Source organism: Streptomyces sp. NPDC048483 (assembly GCF_040651455.1).
Lineage (GTDB): Bacteria > Actinomycetota > Actinomycetes > Streptomycetales > Streptomycetaceae > Streptomyces.
Window position 1 is genome coordinate 1 of sequence record NZ_JBEZJZ010000048.1, and the last position, 20807, is coordinate 20807.

At 70.0% G+C, this 20807-nt stretch carries 16 protein-coding genes and 2 pseudogenes; 10 read left to right on the plus strand and 8 right to left on the minus strand.

Annotated features, from left to right (window positions below; all coding sequences use genetic code 11):
* Positions 1 to 203: 203 nt before the first annotated feature.
* A pseudogene (locus tag AB0D04_RS23235) lies at positions 204 to 611 on the plus strand (hypothetical protein); the annotation flags it as partial.
* A gap of 114 nt (positions 612 to 725) precedes the next feature.
* Here the strand turns inward: AB0D04_RS23235 and metG are convergent.
* The 3 genes from metG to AB0D04_RS23250 form a co-directional block, all read right to left on the minus strand.
* Positions 726 to 2441, minus strand: coding sequence for a methionine--tRNA ligase (gene metG, locus AB0D04_RS23240; protein WP_362706419.1), 1716 nt, complete (start codon positions 2439 to 2441; stop codon positions 726 to 728).
* 125 nt (positions 2442 to 2566) lie between these two features.
* The gene (locus AB0D04_RS23245) at positions 2567 to 4111 is read right to left on the minus strand and encodes an MFS transporter (protein WP_362706422.1); all 1545 of its coding nucleotides are present in this window, start codon (positions 4109 to 4111) and stop codon (positions 2567 to 2569) included.
* A 225-nt stretch (positions 4112 to 4336) separates the two neighbouring features.
* Positions 4337 to 5776 carry a VWA domain-containing protein gene (locus AB0D04_RS23250; RefSeq protein WP_362706424.1) on the minus strand — a complete coding sequence of 480 codons (1440 nt, stop codon included), beginning with the start codon at positions 5774 to 5776 and terminating at the stop codon, positions 4337 to 4339.
* Between the two features lie 514 nt (positions 5777 to 6290).
* On the opposite strand from AB0D04_RS23250, the gene AB0D04_RS23255 reads away from it, so the two are divergent.
* A complete protein-coding gene (locus AB0D04_RS23255; RefSeq protein WP_362706551.1) occupies positions 6291 to 8363 on the plus strand; it encodes a PhoX family phosphatase in 2073 nt (690 codons plus the stop codon).
* A gap of 390 nt (positions 8364 to 8753) precedes the next feature.
* Positions 8754 to 10067 (plus strand): alpha/beta hydrolase-fold protein, encoded by a 1314-nt coding sequence (locus tag AB0D04_RS23260; RefSeq protein ID WP_362706427.1) that lies wholly within the window; start codon positions 8754 to 8756, stop codon positions 10065 to 10067.
* Positions 10068 to 10156: 89 nt separating this feature from the next.
* On the opposite strand, the gene AB0D04_RS23265 is transcribed toward AB0D04_RS23260, so the two are convergent.
* Entirely contained in the window at positions 10157 to 10984 is an 828-nt protein-coding gene (locus AB0D04_RS23265; RefSeq protein ID WP_362706430.1) for a polysaccharide deacetylase family protein, read from the minus strand.
* 323 nt (positions 10985 to 11307) lie between these two features.
* Between AB0D04_RS23265 and AB0D04_RS23270 the strand changes: the two genes are divergently transcribed.
* The 3 genes from AB0D04_RS23270 to AB0D04_RS23280 are packed head-to-tail and all read left to right on the plus strand — an operon-like array spanning position 11308 to position 13727.
* A complete protein-coding gene (locus tag AB0D04_RS23270; RefSeq protein ID WP_362706433.1) occupies positions 11308 to 12063 on the plus strand; it encodes an ABC transporter permease in 756 nt (251 codons plus the stop codon).
* Positions 12060 to 12734 carry an ABC transporter permease subunit gene (locus AB0D04_RS23275; RefSeq protein WP_362706436.1) on the plus strand — a complete coding sequence of 225 codons (675 nt, stop codon included), beginning with the start codon at positions 12060 to 12062 and terminating at the stop codon, positions 12732 to 12734. The genes AB0D04_RS23270 and AB0D04_RS23275 overlap by 4 nt, the downstream gene beginning before the upstream one ends.
* A gap of 30 nt (positions 12735 to 12764) precedes the next feature.
* The gene (locus AB0D04_RS23280; RefSeq protein WP_362706439.1) at positions 12765 to 13727 is read left to right on the plus strand and encodes an ABC transporter substrate-binding protein; all 963 of its coding nucleotides are present in this window, start codon (positions 12765 to 12767) and stop codon (positions 13725 to 13727) included.
* A 110-nt stretch (positions 13728 to 13837) separates the two neighbouring features.
* Here AB0D04_RS23280 and AB0D04_RS23285 read toward each other — a convergent pair whose 3' ends face one another.
* From AB0D04_RS23285 to AB0D04_RS23300, 4 genes are all read right to left on the minus strand, one after another.
* Positions 13838 to 14995, minus strand: a complete 1158-nt coding sequence (locus tag AB0D04_RS23285; protein ID WP_362706441.1) for a betaine/proline/choline family ABC transporter ATP-binding protein — start codon at positions 14993 to 14995, stop codon at positions 13838 to 13840.
* A 99-nt stretch (positions 14996 to 15094) separates the two neighbouring features.
* Positions 15095 to 16204, minus strand: coding sequence for a HAMP domain-containing sensor histidine kinase (locus AB0D04_RS23290; RefSeq protein WP_362706444.1), 1110 nt, complete (start codon positions 16202 to 16204; stop codon positions 15095 to 15097).
* A gap of 8 nt (positions 16205 to 16212) precedes the next feature.
* Complete coding sequence (locus AB0D04_RS23295) at positions 16213 to 16350, minus strand: hypothetical protein (protein WP_362706447.1); 138 nt, start codon at positions 16348 to 16350, stop codon at positions 16213 to 16215.
* Positions 16347 to 17084, minus strand: a complete 738-nt coding sequence (locus AB0D04_RS23300) for a response regulator transcription factor (RefSeq protein WP_362706449.1) — start codon at positions 17082 to 17084, stop codon at positions 16347 to 16349. Before AB0D04_RS23300 ends, AB0D04_RS23295 begins: the two co-directional genes overlap by 4 nt.
* A 453-nt stretch (positions 17085 to 17537) precedes the next feature.
* On the opposite strand from AB0D04_RS23300, the pseudogene AB0D04_RS23305 reads away from it, so the two are divergent.
* From AB0D04_RS23305 to AB0D04_RS23320, 4 genes and pseudogenes are all read left to right on the plus strand, one after another.
* A pseudogene (locus tag AB0D04_RS23305) lies at positions 17538 to 17783 on the plus strand (ABC transporter ATP-binding protein); the annotation flags it as partial.
* Positions 17780 to 18970, plus strand: coding sequence for an ABC transporter permease (locus AB0D04_RS23310; protein ID WP_362706451.1), 1191 nt, complete (start codon positions 17780 to 17782; stop codon positions 18968 to 18970). The pseudogene AB0D04_RS23305 and the gene AB0D04_RS23310, both read left to right, overlap by 4 nt.
* A 197-nt stretch (positions 18971 to 19167) precedes the next feature.
* On the plus strand, positions 19168 to 20109 hold the full coding sequence (locus AB0D04_RS23315; protein WP_362706454.1) for an NADP-dependent oxidoreductase: 942 nt from the start codon (positions 19168 to 19170) through the stop codon (positions 20107 to 20109).
* A 136-nt stretch (positions 20110 to 20245) separates the two neighbouring features.
* Positions 20246 to 20806, plus strand: a complete 561-nt coding sequence (locus AB0D04_RS23320) for a DUF4291 domain-containing protein (protein WP_362706457.1) — start codon at positions 20246 to 20248, stop codon at positions 20804 to 20806.
* The last annotated feature ends 1 nt before the right edge of the window (position 20807 follow it).

The window sequence follows — 20807 nt, forward strand, 5'->3', positions numbered from 1 at the left end:
TGAAACGTCGCCCCTGACCCGTTGGTGGTGCGGTCGGGGCGAATGACTCGATCGCACCACCCGTGTGGCCGGGTACCGGCACCATCCGCACTGTTGGTGCCGTGCAGCAAGGCAGCCCTGTTCTCGAAGCCTCCGACAGGTCCATACGACGGTCGCGGCCCCGTGCGGTGCGCTCCGGTCCGGCCCGCGATGTGTGGAGGCTCATCGCCATAGCCGTGGCCTTCACGATCTGTCAGCTCTACTCCGCGATCGCCGTCCCCGGCCTGGGATGGGACGAGACGGTGTACGTCAGCCAGGTCGACCCCCATGCGCCGACCGCGTTCTTCAGCGCCCCGCGCGCCCGCGGCATCACTCTCCTCCTTGCCCCGGCCGTGGCCCTGACGGCCTCGTCCACCGCACTGCACTGCTACCTCGCGGTGCTCTCCGGCGCTGGGCTGCTCCTCACCCTGTGGATCTGGCGGGGCCTGCTGCCCCCACCCGTACCGGCCTTCGGCGGCGCTCTGTTCGCCGGTCTGTGGATCGCCCTCTTCTACGGCCCGCAGGCGATGCCCAACCTGTGGGTCGCGTATGCCGCGCTCGCCGCGACGGGCTGCTTTCTGCCTGCGGTGCGGGGCATCGGACCGGTACATGCCTACGTATCCGGGGCAGCGGCCGCGCGGCGCCGAGCCGCGCGGCGCGTTCCGGTCGGGCAGGCGGCCCCGGAGACTCACCGCTCCGGGTGGGGCCTACTCCTCCGTGCCGCCGAACCGCTCCCGGTACGCCTCGAGATCGTCCTCGGTGATCTTCGCGAAGAGCACCGGCGGCACCGTGAACGGCGTCCCGGCCGGCACCGAGGCCAGCGCCTTCGCCTCCTCCTGGGAGACCCACACGGCCGCGTCGTTCTCCAGGGCGAACGCGCCCCGCATCGCCTTCGCCGACGCCGGAATGAACGGCTCGGAGATCACCGCGTAGAGATGAATCAGATTCATCGCCGTACGCAGCGTCAGCGCCGCCGCCTCCTTGTCGGTCTTGATCTCCAGCCACGGGGCCTTCTCCTCGAGGTAGGAGTTGCCCGCGCTCCACAGGGCCCGCAGCGAGGCGGCCGCCTTACGGAACTGCAGGGCCTCCATGTGGCCCTCGTAATCCGCCAGCAGCGCGGCGATCTCCTCGCCCAGCTTCTGCTCCGCGGCCCCGGCCTCGGCGCCCGCCGGCACCTCGTCCCCGAACCGCTTACGGGAGAACGACAGCACCCGGTTGACGAAGTTTCCGAGCGTGTCCGCAAGGTCCTTGTTCACCGAGGACGAGAACAGCTCCCAGGTGAAGGACGTGTCGTCCGACTCCGGGGCATTGGCGATCAGGAAGTAGCGCCAGTAGTCGGCCGGCAGCAGTTCCAGCGCCGCGTCCGTGAAAATTCCCCGGCGCTGCGACGTCGAGAATTTCCCGCCGTAGTAATTCAGCCAGTTGAAGGCCTTGAGGAAATCGACCCTCTTCCACGGCTCACGCGTCCCGATCTGCGTCGCCGGGAACATCACGCTGTGGAACGGCACATTGTCCTTGGCCATGAATTCCGTGTACCGGACGTCATCGGCCTCGTACCACCACGACTTCCAGTCGCGCTCCTCGGGCGCCTGGTCCGCCCATTCCTTTGTCGACCCGATGTACTCGATCGGCGCGTCGAACCACACATAAAAGACCTTGCCCTCGGCCGCCAGTTCCGGCCAGACATCGGCCGGCACCGGAACGCCCCAGTCCAGGTCGCGGGTGATCGCCCGGTCCTGGAGCCCCTCGGTCAGCCACTTGTGCGCAATGGACGACGCCAGGGTCGGCCACTCCTTGCTGCCGTTGCCTTCCAGCCAGCCCTCGACCTCGTGCTGCAGCTTCGACTGGAGCAGGAAGAGGTGCTTGGTCTCCCGCACCTCCAGCTCACCGCTGCCGCTGATCGCCGAGCGCGCGTCGATCAGATCGGTCGGGTCCAGCACCCGGGTGCAGTTCTCGCACTGGTCGCCGCGCGCCTTGTCGTAGCCGCAGTGCGGACACGTACCGACGATGTAGCGGTCGGGCAGGAAGCGCTCATCGGCGATCGAGTAGACCTGCCGAATGGCCCGCTCCTCGATAAAGCCGTTCTCGTGCAGCTTGCGCGCGAAGTGCTGCGTCAGCTCCCGGTTCTCCGGCGACGAACTCCGCCCGAAGTAATCGAATTCGAGTCCGAATCCTTCGTAGATCGCCTTCTGCTTGTCGTGCTGCTCGCCGCAGAACGCAGCGACCGACTGCCCGGCTTCCTTGGCCGCGAGTTCGGCAGGGGTTCCGTGCTCATCCGTCGCACAGATGTAGAGCACGTCGTGCCCGCGCTGCCGCATATACCGGGCGTAGACATCGGCCGGGAGCATGGACCCCACCATGTTGCCCAGGTGCTTGATCCCGTTGATATACGGAAGGGCGCTGGTGATGAGGTGTCGAGCCATTGCCGGCTGCTCCCAAGTCGCTACGGTGAGTGATGATTTGCTTTACGGAACGTCAATATCGTACTGGACGGGGTGGGGGCGCCGTCGCGGCCTTTTGCGGGCCACTTCCGGGTCCTCGTGACGCCTCACTGACGCGCGTCCGGGATGCGCGGAGCCGGGGCCGCAACCGGCGGCTTCGGTGCCCGGCCATTGACCATCAGGCCCGCGACGACGGCGGCCAGCAGCATGATCGCCGACCCCGCCCCGATCGCCACCGCGAACCCGTCCACCACCCCGTCCCGCACGATCCCGCTCCGCACGGCGGGAGGAATGCCCTGGTCGCCGACCCGCCTCGCCGCATCCGCCAGATGGGCCGCGATATACGTCGCACTCGTCGAGGTGGCGATCGTGTTCAGCAATGCCGTACCGAGCGAACCCCCCACCTGCTGCGCCGTGTTGACGGTCGCGGACGTGACCCCCGAGTCCTGCGGCGCGACCCCGGACGTGGCCGTCGCCATCACCGGCATGAAGACCAACCCCATCCCCAGACCGACAAGGAGCTCGGCGGGCAGGACATGGGAGACGTAGGCGGGCCGGGCGGTCAGATACGTCAGCGTGTACAGGCCGACGGCGGCGAGCAGGGCACCCGGGACCATCAGCCGGCGCGGCGCGAGGCGGTGCAGCAGCCGCGCCGAAATCTGCGTCGAGCCGACGACGATCGCCGCGACCAGGGGCAGAAAGGCCAGCCCGGTCCTGACCGGCGAATACCCCAGCACGGTCTGCAGGTAATACGTCATGAACAGGAACATCCCGAACATGCCGATAACGGCCAGCCCGATGGTCAGAAAGGCGCCGCCCCGATTCCGGTCCCGCACGATGCGCAGCGGCAGCAGCGGATATCGGGCACGCGTCTGCCACCAGCCGAAAAGGGCGAGCAGCGCCAGCCCACCGACCAGCAGTCCCACAATCCGCCCATCGCCCCACCCGCGCGGCTGCGCCTCACTGCACCCATAGACGATCGCGACCAGCCCACCGCATCCGAGCAGCACACCCGGCACATCCAGCCGCGCCCCGCCCCGCTCCCGCTTGTCCTGCAGAAAAACCGCGGCCCCGGCCAGCGCAAGGACAGCAACCGGCACATTGACGTACAGACACCAGCGCCAGCTCAGATACTCGGTCAGCAGCCCACCCGCAATGAATCCGATGGCCGCGCCCCCACCCGCAATGGCCCCGTAAATCCCGAACGCCTTGCTCCGCTCTTTCCCGACCGTGAAGGTGGTGGTCAGCAAAGACAATGCGGCGGGCGCCAACAATGCCGCGAATGCCCCCTGCAATGCCCGCGCCCCGAACAGCAGCTCGGGCCCGCTCGCCGCCCCGCCCAGCCCCGAAGCGACCGCGAAGCCCACCAGCCCCACCACGAACGTCCGCTTCCGCCCCACCAGGTCCGAGATCCGCCCGCCCAGCAACAGCAACCCGCCGAACGCGAGCGTGTACGCGGTGATCACCCACTGCCGGTTCGCATCCGATATCCCCAGGTCGCGCTGGGCCGACGGCAGCGCGATATTCACGATCGTGGCGTCCAGGACCACCATCAATTGCGCGATCGCGATCACGACGAGAGCCCACCAGCGGCGGGGGTCGGGGGGCGCGGCCCAGCTCGGGGCGGGGCGAGGGGCTGCTGCCTTGCTCATGGGGACCCGCCTCGCTCGGCCGGTACGGCAACCCCGGTCACCCGGCCGTTCCACGAGAGCGCCGGGTGGAAACGGGGCATATCACCCCATCAGCCTAGGGAATGGTGCGGGAGCTCGCCTGCTGTGCAAGGCGCCCGGTGCGCACGCCGACGGGAACAACGACGGCTGCGGCCGGGCCCGGTGTGAGGGCCCGGCCGCAGCCGGTGAGTGGGGTGTGGGTGTGGGTCAGTTGTCCTTGAGGACGCCGGCGGTGCGGGCCTCGGTGAGCCACTCGGGGAATTCGACCATCAGCTGCTGGTAGAGCTCGTCGGCGGAGAGGGCGCGGGGGTCGCGGCCGGCGTGGAAGAAGCCGGCGTTGTCGATGATGCGCTTCTCCGGGACGGCCAGGTCGTCGAGCTTGCGCAGGAAGTCGAAGCCCTTGGCGTCCGGGTCGCCGAAGCCGACGAACTGCCAGAAGATGGGGAGTTCCGCCGCCTCGCACAGCGCCTTTTCGGCGGCCGGCTTGGAGGTGGGGGCGCCGTCGGTCTGGAAGATGACGAAGGCGGGGGCGGTGCTGCCGGACTTCTTGTAGTGCTCGACCACGGCGTTGATGGCCCAGTGGTAGTTCGTCCGGCCCATGTGGCCGAGGCCGGCGTGCAGCTCCTCGATGCGGCCCTCGTAGTGGGTGAGGCCGAGGTCGGCGGTGCCGTCGATGTCGGTGGAGAAGAAGATGACGGGGACGATGCCGTCGTCGTCCAGGTTGGCGGAGAGGCCGAGGGCCTGTTCGGCGAGGTTCTGGACCGTGCCGTCCTTGTAGTAGTTACGCATCGAGCCGGACCGGTCGAGGACCAGGTAGACGGCGGCGCGCTGGGTGGCGAGGTGGTGCTTCGCCAGGGTGGCGGAGGCGGCCTTGTAGAGGGGGACCAGGGCGGGGGCGGCGGTCTCCACCTTGGTGAGGGAGAGGGCGGCGGCCGGCTGGGGGTTCTCGGGCTCGGGCTCCGGCGTGGCCTTCGGTGCGGCGGCGGACTCGGGCTCCGGCGTGGCCTTCGGTGCGGCGGCGGACTCGGGCTCCGGCGTGGCCTTCGCCTCCGGCTCGACCGGGTCCGTCGCCTCGGGTGCCTCGGGTGCCTCGGGTGCCTCGGGCGTCTCGGCGGGCTCCGTGGCCGCCGGCTCTGCGGTTGCCGCGGGCTCGGTGGTGACGGCGGCGGCCGCCGCAGGGGCGTCGTCCACGGTGTCCACGACGGGCTTGGCGTCCACCGCGGCCTCGTCGGCCGTGGCAGCCTCATCGGCCACCGTCGGCTCGTCGATCACGGCAGGGGCGTCGGCCTCATCGGCCTCATCGGCCACAGCGGCCTCATCGGCCACCGCCGACCGCCGGGCCACCTCAGGCTCCTCATCCAGCGTGACGTCCTCCCGTACGGAAGGAACAGCCGCTTCCGCATCGCGGTCCGCCCGGCTGCCCTGGGCGGGAAGAGTGGGCGTCGTCGGGGTCGGCGTCTCGCTGGGGGCCGTACGTGCCGCCGGGACCTCGGGGTCCGGGGTGGCGGCCGGGGTGGATTCCTCGCGGGCCTCCGGGATTGTTGCCGATTCCGGCGTCGTATTGGCGCCGCTCGTTGCCACGCCGGATTCTTCGCGGGCCGCCTTGGAGCGACCGAAAGCGTTGCGCAGCAGACTCCGAATGCCCATCGGCGAACCTCTCTTGCGTGTGGTGGGTGCGGCGAATGTCCGTGAAGCACAGACATGTCCCTGACCAGGACGGATACGTAAGGGTAGCGGCCTGCACCGGCCTCACCGTGGGACCCCGCGCCTTGTGTGGCGGGCGATCCGGAGGTGTGGAGAGGTTGGCCGGCCATTGACCCTGCGTACGGAAGGTTTTGACCGTTCGTACGGTCTCGCGCGTAATCGTATCGGCCTGGGATTCATGGGAAGTTCATGTTTGCGTTGCCGTGCGTGGGGGCGGGGCACATAGCGTCACGGCGGTTCGCGTTCGATTCTCAGTCGGGCAGGCGAACGGGCGAGTGGCCAGGGCGAAGTTGTTGCCGAATCGTTTGATGTTCTCCGGCGACATTCGGCGTCATTCGGCGTCCTGTCGGTCCCGGTCGGTGCTTGTCGGTGCTTGTCAGGGTTGTTCGCCGGTCATCGTGGATCTGGACGGATCTACGTGGTTCTACAGGCCTCTACGTGCTTCTCAGGGGGAAGTGTGCGCAAGTTTCTGCCGTTGATCGGTTCTCATCCGGGCGGGCGTTCGGCCATGACCTGCAGGTATCGCTGTGGCGATGCCTGTTTTCATGAGACGCCGAATGTGAGTGACAACGAATATGTCGGGGATGTCATCGCCGGTGCGCTGTCGCGGCGTTCGGTGGTCCGGGCGGCTGCGGTGGTCACGGTTGCGGGTGCGGTCGGGGCTGTAGGGGTTGGGGCGGGGGCGGCGCAGGAAGCCGTGGCCGCGTCGAAGGGGCAGAGCCATGGGGACGGTCGCGGAAAGGGTGCGCGGGGGCTGCGATTCACCGCAGTTGCGCCGAATACCGCTGATTCCGTCACGGTCTCCGACGGGCATGCGCAGAATGTCGTCATTCGGTGGGGTGACCCGATTCTGCGGGGGGCGCCGGCCTTTCACCCGGATCGGCAGTCGGCCAAGGCCCAGGCCGGGCAGTTCGGTTACAACAATGACTACATGGCGGTGCTGGACCTGCCGGGTGAGCGTGATCGGCAGTTGCTGGTGATCAACCATGAGTACACGGACGAGCAGTTGATGTTCGCCGGATACGACGCGGAGAACCCGACCCGGGAGCAGGCGGAGATCGGCTGGGCGGCGCACGGAATATCCGTACTCGTCGCGCAGGAGGAGGAGCGGAGCGGCCGGCTGACGGCGGTCACCCGCCACCGGCTGAACCGGCGGATCACCGGTACGACGCCGTTCGAGGTGACGGGCCCGGCGGCGGGCAGCGAGCTGCTCAAGACCTCGGCCGATCCCGAAGGCACCCGCATTCTCGGGACGTTGAACAACTGCGGTGGCGGCATTACGCCGTGGGGAACGGTGCTGTCCGGCGAGGAGAATTTCCACCAGTATTTCGCCCATGGGGACTCCGTCGCCGATCCGGTGGTCGCCGCGCGGCTCAAGCGGTACGGGATTACCGGGGGCGCCAGCCAGCGGAAGTGGGAGCGGTTCGACAAGCGGTTCGATGTGGCCCGCGAGCCGAACGAGGTGAATCGGTTCGGGTGGGTCGTGGAGATCGATCCCTGTGACCCGGAGGCCACACCGCGGAAGTTGACGGCTTTGGGCCGGTTCAAGCACGAGGCGGCGGAACCGCGGCTGACGGAAGACGGCCGCCCTGTCCTGTATATGGGCGATGACGAAAAGTTCGACTATTTTTACAAGTTTGTCTCTGCCAAGAGGATGAAGCGGGGCGGTGGGCCGGCCGCGCGTGAGCACAATCGGACGTTGCTGGACGAGGGGACGTTGTATGTCGCCAAGTTCACGGGGGACAGTGCCGCGGGGGAGATCGACGGATCCGGGAAGTTGCCGGCGGACGGGGAGTTCGACGGAGCGGGGGAATGGATTCCGCTGGCGAGCGGCGATACGTCGTTTGTGCCGGGAATGAGCGCGGAAGAGGTGTACGTCTTCACGCGGATCGCCGCCGACAAGGTGGGCGCGACGAAGATGGACCGCCCGGAGGACGTCGAGCCCAGTCCGCGCACCGGGCGGGTGTATATCGCGCTGACGAACAACAGCGACCGGGGTAAGACCGGGAAGGCCGCGGCGGACGAGGCCAATCCGCGGAACGGCAACAAGCACGGGCAGATTGTGGAGCTGCGGGAGCGCGGGGACGATGCGGCGGCCCGGCGTTTCCACTGGCGGCTCTTCCTGGTGTGCGGAGATCCCGCGGATCCGGCCACGTATTACGGCGGGTTCCCCAAGGACCAGGTCAGCCCGATTTCCTGCCCGGACAACATCACGTTCGACCCGTACGGGAATCTGTGGATTTCGACGGACGGAAATGCCCTGGGCAGTCATGACGGGCTGTTCGGAGTGGCAACGGCCGGGCCCCGGCGCGGTGAGGTCAAGCAGTTCCTGACGGTGCCTACGGGGGCCGAGACCTGCGGGCCGATCGTCCAGGAGCGGCGGGTGCTGGTGGCCGTACAGCATCCGGGCGAGGTGGACGGGGCGAGCGTGGAGAAGCCCGCGTCCCAGTGGCCGGACGGGCCGGGGGCGTTGGTGCGGCCGTCCGTGGTGAGTGTGTGGCGTAAGGACGGGCGGGATATCGGGGTGTGAGCCCGAAGTCCGGAGCCCGAAGTCCGGAGCCCGGAGCCCGAAGCCGCAGCCCGCTGCCGAGTGCCATGACGTGAGGGCGGGACGACGTGAGGGCGAGGTGGCGGATGACGAGACCTGGGCGCCCCTGTTACCGGGGGAGGGGCGCCCAGCCCGCCGCCGGCCCGCCCCCGATCTGCCCGTCGGGCCCCGCACCACACCCCGTATCACCGTCCCGTATCACGCCGCGGAAACGGTTGAGCAAGAGATAGGTAAGAAGATGGTCGTTCAGGTATCCGATTAGCGGGTGTGCCCATCTTTCCCGGTGACCATTGTCCCGAGCCGCCCGTTGTGCCTCTAGGCGGCCGGTACGTAGGCAAGAACCCTTTCGGGGGTGACGGGAGATGTGGGCGCATGGGGCTGACCAGTCAGTCGCTCGAAATCATGGTGGTCGTGCTGGCTCTGGCCTGTGTGGCTGCCACGGTGTGGCTCTGGCCCCGGCTGTCGCGGAGCGGAGTCCGCCCTGTGCTGGGCAGGCTCGGTGCCATCGTGGCCACCCAGCTGTCGATTGTGTGCGCGCTCGCTCTCGCGGTGAATTCGAGCTTTGAGTTCTACGGCAGCTGGGACGAGCTGCTGGGCAACAACGAGCAGGCACCGGCGTCCATCAGCAAGAACGGCGGGCAGTACGCGTCGATCGGCAACATCAAGGGCGGACTGGTCCAGCCGGCCGGTCCCCAGGGCCTCGATCGGGTGACGGGGCTGCCCAAGGGGCCCGCCGACAAGGTGGGCAAGGTCGAGTCCGTACGGATCATCGGCCGCCGCACCCGGGCCATCAACCCGGGCTTCGTCTATCTGCCGCCGCAGTACTTCCAGCCGCAGTTCCGCCGCCAGCGGTTCCCCGTCATGGTCGTCATCAGCGGCTACCCCGGCGGCATCATGAACCTCGCGCAGCATCTCCAGGTGCCGCAGAACGCGGGCCGGCTGATCGCGCAGGGCAGGATGCAGCCGACCGTGATCGTGATGGTCCGGCCGACGATCGCGCCGCCGCGGGACACCGAGTGCGTGGATGTGCCGGGCGGGCCGAAGGCCGAGACGTTCTTCACCAAGGACCTGCCGGATGCGATGAAGTCCGCGTACCGGGTCGGGCGTGACCCCAGTGCCTGGGGCGCGTTCGGGTATTCGTCCGGTGGTACGTGTTCGCTGCAGCTGGCGATGCGCAACCCGAAGATCTACACCTCGGCGGTCTCCCTTTCCGGCGATTACGCGATCAAGGACGACCTGACCACCGGCAGCCTCTTCGGCACCGGCATCGAGGGCGCGAAGCGGGAGCGGGAGCACGATCTGCTGTGGCGGCTCAAGCACCTGCCCGCGCCGCAGGTCTCCGCGCTGGTGGCCAGCAGCCGTAAGGGCGAGCCGAATTACGGCGACACCATGAAGTTCATCCAGGCAGCCAAGTCGCCGATGACGGTCGATTCCATCATCCTGCCGCGCGGCAGCCATCAGTTCGCCACCTGGCGGCGCGAGGTGGTTCCGGCGCTGGAGTGGCAGAGCCAGCAGCTGACGTTCCCGCAGGACACCGAGGCCGTGCCGCTACCGCGCAAGCCGGGAGCCGGCGGTCCGTCGCAGGCTCCGGGGTCGGGGAAGGGGACGACGCCGCCGAACGCACCGGCCGCGTCGCCCGGCGCGGCCGACCGCAAGCGCCTGGAGGCGGAGCGGTCGCAGGGCTGAGCCTGCGGTAAGCGAAGGGGGCGCCGGTCGATGCCGGCGCCCCCTTTCGTATGCCCTGGCGGGTGCCCTGTGCTCACGGCTCGAGGCGGCTACGGCCGGTAGGCCATCCCCGGCTCCGGCTTCGCCGGTGAGAGCAGCTGGGAGACCGTCACGATCGTGTAGCCGCGCTGCTTGAGCTGCTTGATGATGCCGGGGACGGCCGGGACGGTGCCCTTGTAGATGTCGTGCAGCAGGATGATGCCGTCGCGCTCGGTCTGGTCCAGCACCCGCTTGGTGATCAGGTCCGAGTCGGTGGTCTGGTAGTCCTTGGCGGTCACGCTCCACAGGACCTGCGCCAGGCCGAGTTCCTTGCTGATCCGGGAGACGTTCTCGTCGGTGCGGCCCTGCGGCGGGCGCATCAGCTGAGGCGTCCTGCCGGTGATCTTCTTGACGGCGTCCTGGACGCGGGACAGCTCCCGCTTGGCCTCGGCCGGCTCGATGTCGGTCAGAATCTGGTGCGACCAGGTGTGGTTGGCGAGCTCATGGCCCTCGGCGTCGATCCGCTTGACCTCGGCGGGGCGTTCGTCGATGTGGTTCTTGCCGAGCATGAAGAAGCTCGCGTGCACCTTCTCCTTCTTGAGGATGTCGAGCAGCCGGTTGGTGTTCTCGCTGGGGCCGGCGTCGAAGGTGAGCGCTACGCACTTGGCCTTGTTGCAGTCGACGTCGGCGGAACCCTTGCTCCTGGCGTCCCCGTTTTTCGTGTCCCCGTTCTTGGCGTCCCCGTTCGTTGCATCCGTGGCCGCCGCTGCGTCGGCGCGGGCGTCCGCCGGGGCGGTGACGTCGTACGAGGCGCAGCCGCTGAGGGCCAGGGTCAGGGTGGTGGCCGCCAGCAGCCCGGCTATGGACTGACGGCGGGCTGCGGACTTCCGCTTCGGCATGCGGGCCTCTTTCGGACGCGGACGGTGTACGGGCGTCCGCGACTCGGCCGTATACACCCTCTGAACTGCGGTTTTGGGCAGGGCGCAGCGCGGCACGGCAGGACATGACCCACCGCGCCGACCATCGGTCGAACGGACTCAGGGGACTATACACAGCGTGTATTCGCTGGATGTATACCAGGGGTGTGTACGCGAAGTGTGTACGTGAAGTAAGTGCGCGAAGGAGTGCGGCAACGCCCGGCGACCCCGAGATCCCGCGACCCCGGGCCCCGTTTGGACGCGGTGGGCGCGACACCCCGCCGCCGCCGGGATGGACTCGTACCGTGACCGCACCGCCGCCGGACGACTGCCTGGCCCGTAACGACTGGATCTGCGGCGACTACCTGAGCACCCGTCGGCAGATCCTGCTCGACGCGGTCGCCCAGCACCTCCAGCTGACGGTGACCTCGGTGGCGCTCGGGCTGCTGATCGCGGTCCCGCTGGCGCTGCTGGCCCGGCGCCGGCGCTGGACGCTCGGGCCGGTGCTCGGCATCACCACCGTGATCTACACGATCCCGTCGCTGGCGATGTTCTCCCTGCTGCTGCCGGTCTACGGGCTCTCGGCCACCCTCGTCGTGGTCGGCCTCGCGCTGTACTCGCTCACCCTGCTCGTACGGAACATCCTGGCCGGACTGGACGGCGTCCCGGCCGAGGCCAAGGAGGCCGCGCGCGGGATGGGGTACGGGCCGATGCGCCAACTGCTGACCGTGGAGCTGCCGCTGGCGCTGCCCGCCGCGATGGCCGGGCTGCGGATCGCCACCGTCTCGGCGGTCGCGCTCACCACGGTCGGGGCGATCGTCGGGTACGGCGGTCTGGGCAACCTCATCTACGCCGGGATGAACGCGTTCTTCAAGGCGCAGGTGCTGACGGCGTCGGTGCTGTGCGTGATCATCGCCGTCGTCCTCGACCTGCTGCTGCTCGGGGCGGAGCGGCTGCTCACACCGTGGCGGCGGGCCGGCCGAAAGGCGCGGCCGCGCGCGCGTGCGACAGGCGGTGCGCGCAGCAGACGGCCGCTGACGGCATCCGGCCGGCGGGCATGAACACCCTGTCCGCGGTCTGGTCCTGGCTGACCACCGCCGCCAACTGGTCCGGCGAGAACGGCGTCTGGCACCGCCTCGAGCAACACCTCGTGCTGACCTTCGCCTGCCTGGCCATCAGCACCCTGATCGCGCTGCCCATCGCCCTCACGCTCGGCCACCTCGGCCGCGGCGGCGCGCTGGCCGTCAACCTCGCCAACATCGGCCGCGCGGTGCCGACCTTCGCCGTACTGGTGTTGCTCCTGCTGACGCCCATCGGACGGTCCGGGCAGTGGCCCACCATCATCGCCCTCGTGCTGTTCGCCATTCCGCCGCTGCTGACCAATGCGTACGTGGGGATGCGCGAGGTGGACCAGAACGTGGTGCGGGCCGCACGGGGCATGGGGATGACCGGTACGCAGCTGGTGTGGCGGGTCGAGGTGCCGCTGGCGTTTCCGCTGGTCCTGACCGGTATCCGGATCGCCGCCGTACAGCTGGTGGCCACCGCCACGCTCGCCGCGCTGGTGGGCGGCGGCGGGCTGGGCCGGATCATCACGGCGGGCTTCCATCTCGCCAGCACCCCGCAGGTGGTCGCCGGGGCGGTGATTGTCGCGGTGTTCGCGCTGCTGATGGAGGCCGCGTTCGAGCAGGGGCAGCGATGGACACCTCCGTGGGTGCGGGGGCGGATCCGGTGAGGCGGCCGAACCGGTGAGGAGGTGGAACCGGTGAGAGGGGCCCGCGCCGCTGTCGTAACGATCGCTGCCGCTGCCGTCCTGGTCGGCTGCGCCGGTGGGCCCTCGCTGGAGAACCGGAGCGCGATCACCGCCTCCCCCGGGGACAGCCGTCATCTCTCCATCGGCTCGGCCGGCTTCACCGAAAGCGAACTGCTCGCCCAGATGTACGCGGCGCTGCTCGGCCATGCCGGATACCGCACCGACCTCCTCACCGTCGGCAACCGCGAGCTGTACGAACCGGCCCTGGAGAGCGGCCAGATCGATGTCGTCCCCGAGTACGCCGCTACCCTCGCCGACTGGCTCAACGCCAAGGACAACGGGCCGAAAGCCGCTCCGGTCGCCTCGCCCGACGTCGGCGCGACCATGGCCGCACTGCGCAAGCTGGCCGCTCCCCGCGGTCTGACGGCGCTTCCCGCGGGCCGGGCCGTCGACCGGAACGCCTTCGCGGTGAGCGCCTCGTACGCCCGCAAGCACGGTCTCAAAACCCTCAGCGACCTCGGCCGCGCCAAGCTGCCGGTGCGGCTGGCGGCGGGCGACGAGTGCGTCCAGCGGCCGTTCTGTGCACCCGGCCTGCGGAAGACCTACGGCATCACCATCACCGCCGTCGACCCGAAGGGCGTCGGCACCACCCCCGCCAAACAGGCCGTACAGAACGGTCAGGACCAGATGGTGCTCACCACCAGCACCGATGCCACGCTCGACCAGTTCGGCCTGGTGCTGCTCGCCGACGACAAGAAGCTGCAGAACGCCGACAACGTCATCCCCCTCGTCAACCGCTCCCGCGCGGGCAGCGCGCGGGCGACCGCCGCGCTCAACCGCCTCAACAAGGTGCTGACCACGGCGGAGCTGGCGCGGCTCAATGAGCAGGTGGACAGCTGGCGGCGGTTGCCGGCGGATGTGGCGCGCAACTACCTCGTGCGGAAAGGGCTGTTGCCGAAGAAATCGTCGCCATGACGTCGCTGAAGACGGTGTTTCACGTGAAACAGCCGCCGGTGGCCGTTTCACGTGAAACCGCCGGTCGTGTGTGTTTCACGTGAAACACCGCCCCTGTCACTCCGCCGGCTTCATTCCGTAGGCACCGAATCCACCTCCGCCCGCTCCCGCGGTACCCCTCGTTCGTCCGAGTCGATGGTGCGGCGCAGCGCCTCGTGGAGCGTGGTCGGGGTGAGGACGCCGAGGAAGCGGTGGCCGTCCAGCACCGCGATCCAGCCCGCGTCGTGCTTGAGCATTTCGCCGAAGGCCGCTTTGAGGGTGCCGGTCACCGGTACCCAGGCCTCCATGCGGCGGGCGTGGTCGGAGACCTGGCCGGTCGTCGCGGCCATGTCCTCCGTGCCGACCCAGCCGTGCAGCTCGCCGCTCTCGTCGAGGACCACCGCCCAGCGGGCGCCCTCGGCGCGCAGGCGGCCGGCCGCCTCCGCGGCCGGTTCGCCGAGGCGGGCGAACGGCGGGCGTTCCAGGTCGTCGCGGTCGATGCCGGTGACCGAGAGTTGCTTCAACGCCCGGTCACTGCCGACGAATTCGGCGACGTACGGGGAGGCCGGGGCGCCGAGGACGCCGGCGGGGGTGTCGTACTGCTCGATGCGGCCCTCGCCGTAGACCGCGATCCGGTCGCCGAGGCGGATGGCCTCCTCGATGTCATGGGTGACCAGCAGCACCGTTTTGTGCATGGCGGCCTGGAGGCGCAGGAATTCCTTCTGCAGCCGGTCGCGGACGACCGGGTCGACGGCGCCGAACGGCTCGTCCATCAGCAGGACGGGCGGATCCGCGGCCAGCGCGCGGGCCACGCCGACACGCTGGCGCTGGCCGCCGGAGAGCTGGTCGGGATAGCGCGAGCCGTAGACGGCCGGGTCCAGGCCGACCAAGTCGAGGAGTTCGGCGGCCCGTTCGCGCGCCTTGGCCTTCTTCCAGCCGGTCAGGTACGGCACGGTCGCGGTGTTGTCGAGGACTGTGCGGTGCGGGAAGAGGCCCGTCTGCTGGATGACATAGCCGATGCGGCGGCGCAGTTTGACCGGGTCGACGCCGGAGATGTCCGAGCCGTCGACATGGATCGTGCCGTGGGTGGGGTCGATGAGTCGGTTGACCATCATCATGGTCGTCGTCTTGCCGCAGCCGGACGGGCCGACGAGGGTTACCAGCTCTCCCTCGCCGACCTCGAGGGAGAGGCCGTCGACGGCGGTGGTGCCGTCCGGGTACCGCTTGGTGACGGAGTCGAACCGGATCATGGACTCATTGAATCCCGCCCCGGCGCCGAGGTCCCGTCATGCGGGCAATCGGGTCCCGGCTCCTCGGCCCGCCGTGGACCGGCGCCCGGCCATGGGCCCTCACTCGGGCAACCGCGCCGGAAAGGACACCCGAACCGTCAGCCCGCCGCCCGGATTCGGGTGGGCGGTGGCCTCCGCGGAGTGGGCGCGGGCGATGGAGGCGACGATGGACAGGCCCAGGCCCGCGCCCTCGCCGGGGGCGTGGCGGCGGGCCTCGAGGTGGCGGAACGGCTCGAAGAGGTACGGGACGGACTCGGCGGGGACGGGCGGGCCGGTGTTGGTGATCTCCAGGGTGCGGTCGTCGATGCTGAGGGTGATCCGGCCGTCGGGGTGGTTGTGGCTCCCCCCATAGCCCTGAACGGGCATGGGAGGTGCCCCCACGGCGTTGGCGACCAGGTTGCGGACGAGAGGGGCGAGCAGGACGGGGTCGCCGTCGACGGTCAGCGGGTATATGTCGGTGGCGACGGTCAGCCCGCGCCGCCAGGCGTCATCGGCGTACTCCGCGGTGACGGTCCTGGCGAGATCGCCGAGCGCGACCGGCTCGCGGCGCTGTAGCCCCTGGTCGGAGACGGAGAGCAGCAGCAGCCCCTCGATCAGCTGCTCGCTGTCCTCGGCGACCTCCATCAGCTTGCCGCGGATGCGCCGTACGTTGGCGGGGTCCGGGTCGGCCAGGCCGATCTCGGCGGCGGCGCGCTGCACCGCGAGCGGGGTGCGCAGTTCATGGGCGGCATTGGCGGCGAACCGCTGCTGCGCGGAGACCAGATGCTCGATGCGGTCCAGCATGCCGTCGAAGGTGTCGGCGAGGTGCTTGAGTTCGCCGGGCGGCGCGTCCAGGGCGATGCGTTCTTGCAGGTTGGCCGCGGACAGCCGGCGGGCGGTGCTGGTGATGACCGAGACCGGGTGCAGCACCCGCCCCGCCATCCACCACGCCAGGGCCACCGAGATGGCGGCGAAGACCAGCAGCGCGATCAGCGAGACGGTCAGCAGACGGCTGAGGGCGGCCTGTTCGGTGGCGTCGGTGATGTCTTTGGTGACGCGGTAGAGGTGGGGGTCGGCCAGGGCCGTGGGGCCCCGGTAACCGGGTAGGGGTGAGGCCGGCGCCATGGTCGGACCGGGTATGGGGGTGGAACCGGCGAGCGGGCCGGGGCTGCGGGGGGTCGCGGTGGTCACCGCGGTGCTCAGGCTGGAGTACGGCCCTCCCGTACGAGGACAAAGACCAGGGCGACGAGCATCGCGCCCGCCAGCACCAGCAGCCCGCCGTAGAGAGCGGTGAGCCGGACGCGTTCGCTGCTCCGCGGGAGCCGGGGAGCCTTCACCCGCCGCCGCCCGTCCGCCGCCCGTCGCCCGTGTGCTGCCCGTTGCCCGTGTGCTGCCCGCCTCCCGTCCGGTCCCCGCCGCTCATCCGGTACCCCGCGCCCGGCACGGTCTCGATCACCGGCGGCTCGCCCAGCTTGGCGCGCAGCTTGCTGAGGGTGACGCGGACGGCGTTGGTGCGGTAGCTGGTGTGCTCCTCCCAGACCTCCTCGATCAGGTCATCGCCGCTGACCACGGCCCCGTCGGCGCGCAGCAGCACCTCCAGCACCGCGAATTCCTTACGGGACAGCGGCAGCGGGCGGCCGTCGCGGAGGGCGAGACGGCGCGCGGTGTCGACGCTGACCCCGGCCCGTTCGATGACCGGCGGCAGGGCGGGCCTAACGCGTCGGCCGAGCGCCAGGACCCGGGCGAGCAGCTCCTCGTACGCGAACGGCTTGGTCAGATAGTCGTCGGCGCCCAGCCCCAGGCCGTCGACCCGGTCGCGTACCGTGCCGGACGCGGTCAGCATCAGCACCCGGGTCAGCAGTCCCTGCGCCACGACCCGGCGGCACACCTCGTCCCCGTGCAGACCGGGCAGATCGCGGTCCAGGACGAGCACGTCGTACGCCCCGAACCGCAGCTTGCCCAGCGCCTCAAGGCCGTCGTGGGCGACATCGGCCGCGATCGCGTCGCGGCGCAGGCCCTCGGCGATCATTTCCGCGAGGTATTCCTCGTCCTCCACCACCAGCACGCGCATGGGCTCATGTGTACCTGAGGTGCACCTTTCGCCGAGGTAAATGCCCGGCCGCAGAGTTCCAAGAATCGGTTAGGGAAACGAAATGCGGACCGTGTCAGCCTCTGCGGTATTCGGTACGAGGCACGGGCGAATGGCATGAGGCAGCGCATCACACAGGGCAGGGCCCGACGCACCACACCCCTCGTGGGGGCATCGTTGATGGCCGGGCCAGCGCTCTTAGCCACGGCCTGCTCGGGCGGGGGCGGGGGGCTTCGGCGGCGTCTGACACCGGACAGAAGGACCCCAGCCGGGCCGACAAGGACAAGATGGTCAACTGCGCCGGGACTGTAGTCCCGGGCGTGCGCAACGGGCATCACTGGCGGTGATACGTCGTTTGCGTCCAGCCGCACTCCATGGTTGCGAGGGTGGGGCAGGGACCGTTGACGAGGCCCCGCGTCGCCACAACGTCCACGCGCACGGGCCGTGGTCGGCGAACCCGACCTCCTCCTGGCCGACGAACCGGCCGGTGCCCTGGACTCCGCCTCCGGCGCCGCCGTCATGGCGCTGCTGCACGACCTCAACAAGGAGGGCGCCACCATCGCCGTCATCACCCACGACAGCGAGATCGCCGCACAGCTGCCCCGGCAGGTACGGATTCGGGACGGCCAGGTGGTCTCGGACGCCGGTACGGCGTCCCGCACCGGGAGCACAGCCGGATGAAACGTACCCGGCTCACCCCCGCCCCGCTCCGTCCCCGCGATGTCCTGCACGTCGGCTCCGCCGGTCTGCGCACCCGCCCCCTGCGGGTCGTCCTGTCCGCCCTCGCCATCGGCATCGCGACCATGATCGCCGTGGTGGGCAGTTCCGCCTCCAGCAAGGCCCAACTCCTCCAGAAACTGGACGCCTTGGGCACAAACATGCTCGTCGCCACGCCGGGCCAGGGCATGTTCGGCGAAAAGGTGCAGCTGCCGGAACAGTCGCCCGGGACGGTCGGCCGTATCGACGGAGTCCAGCAGGTCGGCGCCACCGGGGACCTCGGACAGTCCGTCCGCCGCAGCGAGAAGATCCCGCCCGAGGAGACCGGCGGCATCACGCTCAAGGCCGCGAGCGAAGGACTCCTCGGTACGCTCCGCGGGTCGATGGCTTCCGGCACCTGGCTCAACGCCGCCAACGGCCGCTACCCCTCCGTCGTCACGGGCCATGTCTCCGCCCAGCGGCTCGGCATCTCCGGACCCGGCCGGCAGGTCTCCATCGGTGGCCGCTACTTCACCGTCATCGGCATCCTCGCCCCGCTGCCCCTCGCCCCCGAGATCGAGCGCTCCGCGCTCGTCGGCTGGTCGGCGGCGCGCACGCTGCTCGCCTTCGACGGCCACCCCACCGCGCTCTACGAACGCTCCACCGACGCCTCCGACCAGGCCGTACGCGAGCTGATCCCGCACACCGTCGACCCGGAGAACCCGCGCAATGTGCAGGTCACCGACCCGTCCTCGGCGCTCCAGGCCAAGGCGGCGACCGAGGGCGCCGTTACGAATCTGCTGCTCGGGCTGGGTGGGGTGGCGCTGCTCGTCGGCGGCGTGGGCGTCGCCAACACCATGCTCATCTCGGTGCTGGAACGCCGCCATGAGATCGGACTGCGCCGCTCCCTGGGCGCCACCCGCGGTCAGATCCGCCTCCAGTTCGTCACCGAGTCCCTCCTTCTGTCCGGCCTCGGCGGCCTCGCCGGCATCGCCCTGGGCGCGGCCGCCACCTACGCCTTCGCGGCCTCCGGCGGCATGCCCTGGGTGGTGCCCCTGTGGGCGGTCGGCGGCGGCTTCGGCGCGACGCTGGTGATCGGCACCGTCGCGGGCCTCTATCCGGCGGTGCGGGCGGCGCGGCTGTCGCCGACGCCGGCGCTGCAGGCGGTATAGCCGGGTCGGCAGGCCGGAGGCCCGGTCCCGCACCTGGCCCTACAAACGGGGGCCGGGACAGGGGCCGTACGAGTTGCTTCCGGAACACCGCCTCTCTTCCTGCCGCATCCGGCCCCACCGGCGTGCTTACGATCCACTTCGGCCGCCGGTAGGGGAAGGGTGACCTCCGGTTGGGGAAGGGTGGAAGGGAACGCCACATGAGAGCCGTAGCAGTCAGCGCATTCGGTGAACAGCCGCAGGTCGTGGATCTGCCGCAGCCCGAGCCAGGGCCGGGCGAGGTCCTGGTGCGGCTGGCCGCCGCCGGACTCAACCCGGTCGACTGGAAGCTCGCCGACGGCAAGTTCGGCAGCGCCGTACCGGCCGCCTTCCCGCTGGTCCTGGGGTCGGACGGGGCCGGTGAGGTGCTCGCGGTCGGGACCGGGGTGCGGCGGTTCACCGTCGGGGACGCGGTGTTCGGGCAGTTCCAGCGGCCGGAGCAGGGCGGCGGTTCGTACTGCGAGATCGCGGTCGCCGACGAGCAGGCGATCGCCCCGGCCGCCCGCAGCGTCACGTACGCGACCTCCGCCGCCGTGCCGACGGCCGGGATGACGGCGTACAACCTGGTCGAGGAGACCCGTATCAGCGAGGGCCGGCGGGTGCTGATCGTCGGCGCCACCGGCGGCGTCGGCACCTTCACCACCCAGCTGGCGGCCGGCCGCGGCGCCGAGGTGCTGGCCACCGCCCGCCCGGCCATGGCCGAGCTGATGCACAACCTGGGTGCCGCCGCGACCTTCGACCACACCGCGGGCCCGGTCGCCGACCAGGTCCTGGCGGCCTACCCCGACGGCGTCGACGTACTGATCGACATGATCAGCGACCCCGACGAATTCGTCGCGCTGACCCGGACCGTACGGGACGGCGGCACGGCCGTCTCCCTCATCGGCTCGGCCGACGCGGACGTCCTCACCGAGCACAACCTCCGCGGCTTCAACTTCGTCAACCGCCCCTCCCCCCAGCTCCTCGAAATCCTCGCCGGCCAGGTCGACGCGGGCCGCCTGACCGTCCTCGTGGGCCGCGAGGTCCCGCTGGAGGAGGCCCCCGACGCGATCGCGGCCAGCCGCACGGGGCGCGCACAGGGGAAGACGGTGCTCGCGATCTGAGCCCTACGGTCGCACCGCACCGGCCGCCTGCCTTCGGGCGGGCGGCCGCGCCACGGGGCCGCCCACCCCTCCGAAAACCACTGGCCCTCCGAAAACCACTGGCCGCACCGGGCCCCCACCCGGCACCCTGCCTCCGATGCTCCGTCAGATTCGCGCCGACCACGACGCCCGCACGCTCACCGTCTACCAGGCCTACGCCCCCGCCGTCGCCGACGCGGCACTACAGGCAGGCCGCTTCGTGCCGCCCTTCTCCTTCCGCCGCATGACCTGGATCAAGCCGTCGTTCCGTTGGCTGATGCACCGCAGCAACTGGGCCCGGAAACCCGGCCAGCAGCGCATCCTGGCGGTACGGATCACCCGGGCCGGCTGGGAAGAGGCCCTCTCCCGCGGGGTGTTGACGACCTCGGCGCCGTCCGCCGTCGCCGATGCCGCCGTCCACGTCCAATGGGATCCGGAACGCTCCCTGCGCGGCGCGCCGCTCAACCACTACAGCATCCAGGTGGGCATCGGCCGCGACCTGATCCGCACCTATGCCGACGAGTGGGTGGTCGGCCTCACCGACCTGACCGACCGGGTACACAAGATCGCCGCACTGGTCCAGGGCGGCCGCTCCCCGCAGGCCCAGCGCCTGCTGCCCCCGGAACGCCCGTACGAGGTCCCCGGCCCTGTTGCCGCCCGTCTGGGGATCGACGGCTGAG

Bases quoted from the DNA above. Each gene is read 5' to 3' on its own strand.
- metG (WP_362706419.1), bottom strand. From the start codon at position 2,441: ATGGCTCGACACCTCATCACCAGCGCCCTTCCGTATATCAACGGGATC.
- AB0D04_RS23245 (WP_362706422.1), bottom strand. From the start codon at position 4,111: ATGAGCAAGGCAGCAGCCCCTCGCCCCGCCCCGAGCTGGGCCGCGCCC.
- AB0D04_RS23250 (WP_362706424.1), bottom strand. From the start codon at position 5,776: ATGGGCATTCGGAGTCTGCTGCGCAACGCTTTCGGTCGCTCCAAGGCG.
- AB0D04_RS23260 (WP_362706427.1), top strand. From the start codon at position 8,754: ATGGGGCTGACCAGTCAGTCGCTCGAAATCATGGTGGTCGTGCTGGCT.
- AB0D04_RS23265 (WP_362706430.1), bottom strand. From the start codon at position 10,984: ATGCCGAAGCGGAAGTCCGCAGCCCGCCGTCAGTCCATAGCCGGGCTG.
- AB0D04_RS23275 (WP_362706436.1), top strand. From the start codon at position 12,060: ATGAACACCCTGTCCGCGGTCTGGTCCTGGCTGACCACCGCCGCCAAC.
- AB0D04_RS23285 (WP_362706441.1), bottom strand. From the start codon at position 14,995: ATGATCCGGTTCGACTCCGTCACCAAGCGGTACCCGGACGGCACCACC.
- AB0D04_RS23300 (WP_362706449.1), bottom strand. From the start codon at position 17,084: ATGCGCGTGCTGGTGGTGGAGGACGAGGAATACCTCGCGGAAATGATC.
- AB0D04_RS23310 (WP_362706451.1), top strand. From the start codon at position 17,780: ATGAAACGTACCCGGCTCACCCCCGCCCCGCTCCGTCCCCGCGATGTC.
- AB0D04_RS23315 (WP_362706454.1), top strand. From the start codon at position 19,168: ATGAGAGCCGTAGCAGTCAGCGCATTCGGTGAACAGCCGCAGGTCGTG.
- AB0D04_RS23320 (WP_362706457.1), top strand. From the start codon at position 20,246: ATGCTCCGTCAGATTCGCGCCGACCACGACGCCCGCACGCTCACCGTC.